The organism is Nitrospira sp. BLG_2 (assembly GCF_049222245.1).
Map to the genome: position 1 here is coordinate 1 of NZ_JBLYIG010000478.1, position 4,707 is coordinate 4,707.

The 4,707-nt window shown below is 54.7% G+C and carries 7 protein-coding genes; 2 read left to right on the forward strand and 5 right to left on the reverse strand.

Annotated elements, in window-relative coordinates; translation table 11 throughout:
• The 4 genes from ACOSYY_RS13010 to hpf all read right to left on the reverse strand — a co-directional run.
• Positions 1-1,062, reverse strand: a 1,062-nt coding sequence (locus ACOSYY_RS13010) for a phosphoenolpyruvate-utilizing N-terminal domain-containing protein (protein ID WP_421662899.1), incomplete at its 3' end; no start/stop codon positions are given.
• A 57-nt stretch (positions 1,063-1,119) separates the two neighbouring features.
• Positions 1,120-1,416, reverse strand: coding sequence for an HPr family phosphocarrier protein (locus ACOSYY_RS13015; RefSeq protein ID WP_421662900.1), 297 nt, complete (start codon positions 1,414-1,416; stop codon positions 1,120-1,122).
• Between the two features lie 118 nt (positions 1,417-1,534).
• Positions 1,535-2,011: a PTS sugar transporter subunit IIA gene (locus ACOSYY_RS13020; RefSeq protein WP_421662902.1), complete on the reverse strand. Its 477-nt coding sequence runs from the start codon at positions 2,009-2,011 to the stop codon at positions 1,535-1,537.
• A 49-nt stretch (positions 2,012-2,060) separates the two neighbouring features.
• Positions 2,061-2,390, reverse strand: a complete 330-nt coding sequence (gene hpf / locus ACOSYY_RS13025; protein WP_421662904.1) for a ribosome hibernation-promoting factor, HPF/YfiA family — start codon at positions 2,388-2,390, stop codon at positions 2,061-2,063.
• Between the two features lie 162 nt (positions 2,391-2,552).
• On the opposite strand from hpf, the gene ACOSYY_RS13030 reads away from it, so the two are divergent.
• Together ACOSYY_RS13030 and ACOSYY_RS13035 are read left to right on the forward strand one after the other, a co-directional pair.
• Positions 2,553-3,140: a hypothetical protein gene (locus ACOSYY_RS13030; protein WP_421662906.1), complete on the forward strand. Its 588-nt coding sequence runs from the start codon at positions 2,553-2,555 to the stop codon at positions 3,138-3,140.
• 47 nt (positions 3,141-3,187) lie between these two features.
• A complete protein-coding gene (locus tag ACOSYY_RS13035) occupies positions 3,188-3,961 on the forward strand; it encodes a DUF1559 family PulG-like putative transporter (RefSeq protein WP_421662907.1) in 774 nt (257 codons plus the stop codon).
• A 233-nt stretch (positions 3,962-4,194) separates the two neighbouring features.
• Here ACOSYY_RS13035 and ACOSYY_RS13040 read toward each other — a convergent pair whose 3' ends face one another.
• Positions 4,195-4,656 carry a PH domain-containing protein gene (locus ACOSYY_RS13040; protein ID WP_421662909.1) on the reverse strand — a complete coding sequence of 154 codons (462 nt, stop codon included), beginning with the start codon at positions 4,654-4,656 and terminating at the stop codon, positions 4,195-4,197.
• Positions 4,657-4,707: the final 51 nt, after the last annotated feature.

Sequence of the window (4,707 nt, forward strand, 5' to 3'; positions counted from 1 at the left end):
GTTCCGCTCCTGCTCATAACTTTTTTCCTGGGTATATTTGTCCGCGCCCAGATCAAACGTCCGGATGGTAACGGGTTTGCCTTTCACTCCAACAATTGTGTCCAGATATGCGCGATACTGCTCCTCCTCCGAAGGCCCGCCATCGGCACGTATGAACAGGAATTCGGTGCGGTAGAGCCCAATCCCATCGGCCCCTTTCTCAAGAGCGACCCCGGCTTCGGGAGGAAACTCAATATTGGCCATCAGTTGGACGTGATGTCCGTCGCGGGTGACGGCTGGAAGGTTTCGCAACTCGTCAAGTTCATCCACAAGACGGATGTACGCCGCTTCCCGTGAACGATATTCCTGGATGGTCGCCTCAGGAGGATTTACAATGACCAGTTGATTGGACCCATCGATAATCAGCGTATCCCCGCCGCTTACCCTGGTTGAAATGTCGTTGAGTCCAATGACCCCCGGACGCCCCATCGACCGCAACAGGATTGCCGTATGTGATGTAGCAGCTCCAACATCGAGCGCAACACCGATGACCTTGGTTCCAGCAAGGCTTGCCGCCTGTGTGGGGGTGAGATCGTGGGCAACAAGAATCACAGCCTTGGTTAAATGGGCAAGGTCTTCTCGTTGCTCTCCGAGAATGTTGCGAAGCAAACGGCGTTCGATGTCCTGAACATCGCGGATACGTTCTACAAGAAGTGGGTCACGCATCTGCATGAATCGACGCTGATAGTTCCGCATGACCGTGCTGGTCGCATACGCAGCAGAGGCATGTTGCTCTCGAATCTGCGATTCGATGGCCTGGCGCAATCGAGCATCCTTAAGGACGCCGATATGCCATTCGAAGACGTTTGCCGCATCGGTTCCCAGGTTGGAGCTCAGCCAGACTGCCTGTTTTTCAAGCTCACCCATGGACATGCTAAACGCATCATCGAGGCGGCGTAGTTCAGGCTCGACGGCGTCCGACGACACTGTTCGGAAGGGAATGCGATAATCTTCGGCGTCCAGGACGACGCACTCGCCAATGGCCACTCCCGGAGCTACTGAAATGCCGCGAAGTATGTCCATGATGTCCTTAATCGGTGATGGGAGCCGGGGCCTTGTGACAGCCGCCCCGGAAACACGCTAGTTTCCGACAGAACTTGACGGAAAATCGCTCGGACATCCTGCGTCAATAAACCCCGCCAGAAGGTCAACTGCCTGCTGCTGGTCCGGGCCGTCCGCTTCGATTCGAAGAATCGATCCCTCTGTTGCCTCCAGGAGCATCATCTGCATCGGGCTTTTTCCATCCAGTTTCTCTCCCCGACGAGAAAGATTCATCACCGTGATTTCCGATTGAAAGCGAGAGGCCATGTCTACAAAGCGCATTACCGGGCGGGCGTGCAACCCCTCCCTGTTGGATACCTTGGCGTCCTTAAACATCACACTGCCATGATTCGTATGCCCGGTCCATCGGCATCAGGCAGGAGAGTGAAATGCGAAACGCACTTCCTGCGGATCGGGCAAGATCGTCGTACAATTAACTTCAATCAACCGCGCGCTACGAATCGCCATGCGAATCATCTGCTTCCCGGATAAGGTCCATCATGGCTTTGCTGGAATCTGCCTGCCGCAAAAAACGTCGGAAGTTCTCGCGTTGAAGGTAACGAAACACTCGCTCCATTGCCGCCAAATGGTCCTCGGGGGCACTCGAAGGGCTAAGGAGCATGACGACCGTGTATACCGGAGCGCGATCCAGCGCTGCAAAATCCACGCCGTGGCTTGATCGCCCGATGGTGGCGGCCATTTTCTTCAAGCTCTCATGCTTGACGTGAGGAACGGCAACGCCCTTGCCAAAACCGGTGCTCCCCTGATTCTCGCGCGAGATGGCCGCCCGAGCGACAGTCTCGGCATGCTCTTTGGGAATATGTCCTCTATCCGCCAGCGCCTGAATCAGTTCGCGGATGACCCCATTTCGGTCGGTTGCCTGGAGTTCCGGTACCAAGCAGGACTCATCGATCAGATCGGAAAGTCTCATAGTTGATTCCGTATCGTATGAAGTGGTAGTTGGGAGTATCCAAGTATGATCAGCCTTCGGTACCGACTCCATCAGCTGCAAGGCCGCCCTTGTGGTTGCGTCGCTTTTCCTTGAGTTTCTTGAGTTGTCGTTCCAGCTTTTCAGTAATCGCGTCGATCAATGGTATGATTTCAGGCCCCGATCCACTCGCCACAAATGTGTGCTTGTGATCGGCCCGGACAATCATTTCGGTAGTGAACTCCTCGGATTCGTGGTCCAGAATGACCTCGATTTCATGGATGCGGTCATAATATTTGGACAGCTTGCCCGCCTTGGCCAGAACGAATTCCCTTACCTCGTCCGTAACCTCCATGTGCCGACCCGTCACCAATATTTGCACGGCTAACTCTCCCAGTTTCACAAGCAAGCCCGGCTAAGGCATCAAGATCCAAGCATTGAGGCTCAATCTCACGAAGCACTCCGATACTTTGGTTGAATCTACGGCCCGCGTTCCGAAGCGTCAACGGTTGTTCGTTGATCGTGATCATCATACGATTTCTACATGCCAGCTGAGGTCTATTCCACGATCAAATCCGCCGTGCCGTATCGTGCCTGGCTCATAGCGTCCTTCTTGCTCCTGCTGGCGTCGGCCCTGGCGGGGGATATGGTCTACCGAGGCTCGGGTTCGTGGACCGCAGGCAACCTGGTCCAACCTCAAGGCTGGGAAATGGCATTCCGACCTCCATCTCAGTTTGAAGAAGTCGACCCTGATCCAAAACAGTTTGGCACAACATATCTTTTCCGATACCGTGATCATTATGGGCGCCTGATAGAACTCACATACTGGCGACTCCGAGCCGGCGATGCGTCAGCAGTCAAAGTAGCGCGCGTCATTTTGGAACAATCAAAGTCGTGGTTTAGCTTGTTGCTTGGACCGTCCCCGACGAGAACTGTAGGCAGACTGGGCACCCGAGACGCCCTGGAAGTTGTCGATCCGGCGATTCCGATGATTCTGCGTGCATTGGTTTCAGAAAGCGAATGGGCGTACGCGGTGGCAATTCGCGTCGAAGGTGGCCCTATCGACAAGTCAATCTACACCTTGTTTGACTTGACCTGTCGAAGCGTCAAGTTTCTTACTCCAGCGGTTTAGACGGAACACCCAATAAGGGAACAACTCATTGGTCGTGGAGCAATCCAATGCCCAATTTCAAAATCGCTCATTGTATGTGGAACCGGCGCAATCCCTGGCGCCATTCAATTCCCATGTCGCGCCGCGCGGTGACTTTTATGGAAGTTCTTGTCGTCGTGGGAGTTTTGCTGCTTCTGTTGTCCATGCTCTTTCCGAGCATCGGAAGCGCCCGGGAACAATCCCGCCGCATCCTTTGCCAGAATAACCTTCGTCAATGGGGTATGGCGATGCAAGCCTATAGGGATGACAACAAGAATTACCTGCCCATGGAAGGCACTACGGGCGCTACGGGCCACAAACTTCCCTATGGCTGGTACAACGTACTGCCGCCCTATCTCAACGCCCCGGCCTACCGCGATGTCGAAGGTGTCGGGAAGGACATCCGGGAGTTTCCCGAGCTGCACATGTGGATCTGCCCCTCAAAGAATCTTTCCGCCGCGTACAAGAGCGGCTCAGGCAAGAATCAATATCATTACGGGATGAACCTCGTGCTGGACGGCGTGGCCAGCCAATCAGACGACGAGCCTCGTCCCCTGATAGCCTCGCAGTTTTACAACAAGCCGCACACTGTGCTGATGTTCGACATCTATCCCAACAGCCCTCGTGGCGCACAGGCGGATGTGGGCACTTCGTACCACCGCGGAATCGGCAACGTACTTCTTATTGATGGCTCCGTTCGATCGTTTCGCGATGATGAATTTGTAGTCGGCGGAAACTTCAAACACCCGGTGCCGATTTGGAATCATCCGCATATGTACTGGGGCGACACGCCCAAAAAGTAAGGCCTCAATGTCGCTTGAAGCATAAAATATCACGTACTTGCTTTTTCGTGGCGGCGAGCCGGAAAACATGCCCAGGTTTCTACGCTTGCCGGTTTTGGGATTCTTCTTCCTCGAATAGACCCGACACTGCCCGGAACTGAGTTTTCGAATCTTGGCTCGACCCTCCGTTTACGTCCATTTTGGGGATGACAACTTTCGGTCGAATAACGCTCCGTTCACATTGCTCCAAAAGATCAGGTACCTTTCTTGAGCATTTCTTTTCTGAGCGACCCAAGAAATTCGTCTGGATTCTGGACGCTCAGCAGAAGGCTGAAGTTATCCGTGGTCGGGATACGAACAACCTCCTCGGTGGTGACAAACAGGAGGGCTTTTTCGCGATTGGCCAGGTTGAACCAGCCAGCCTGGTAGCCCGGAAGGCCGATCCCGTTGGTTCGCAGGCAGGGGGCGTACTCGCTGGGCTTGCGAATGCTCACGCGTCCGGCCTCGCTGAGCTTGAGCGCAGCGGCTGGGACCATCCGTGAGTACAGCCCGCCGACGATATTGAGGCCGGCGGGTGAGACTTCAAATCGAATCTGCCGCGCCGAGTATCCGATGTAGACGAACAGACCCATCAGGCCCAGAAGCAGCAACAGAATTGGAGCCAGAACCCAGATTTCCTTCCCCGACGCCGGGACCATCGGAAAAACCTGTTCCATGTCCGCATCTCCATGTCAACCCATGTGCTTGACGACGGCCTGGCCGAATTC

Bases quoted from the DNA above. Each gene is read 5' to 3' on its own strand.
- ACOSYY_RS13015 (WP_421662900.1), bottom strand. From the start codon at position 1,416: ATGTTTAAGGACGCCAAGGTATCCAACAGGGAGGGGTTGCACGCCCGC.
- ACOSYY_RS13020 (WP_421662902.1), bottom strand. From the start codon at position 2,011: ATGAGACTTTCCGATCTGATCGATGAGTCCTGCTTGGTACCGGAACTC.
- ACOSYY_RS13030 (WP_421662906.1), top strand. From the start codon at position 2,553: ATGCCAGCTGAGGTCTATTCCACGATCAAATCCGCCGTGCCGTATCGT.
- ACOSYY_RS13035 (WP_421662907.1), top strand. From the start codon at position 3,188: ATGCCCAATTTCAAAATCGCTCATTGTATGTGGAACCGGCGCAATCCC.
- ACOSYY_RS13040 (WP_421662909.1), bottom strand. From the start codon at position 4,656: ATGGAACAGGTTTTTCCGATGGTCCCGGCGTCGGGGAAGGAAATCTGG.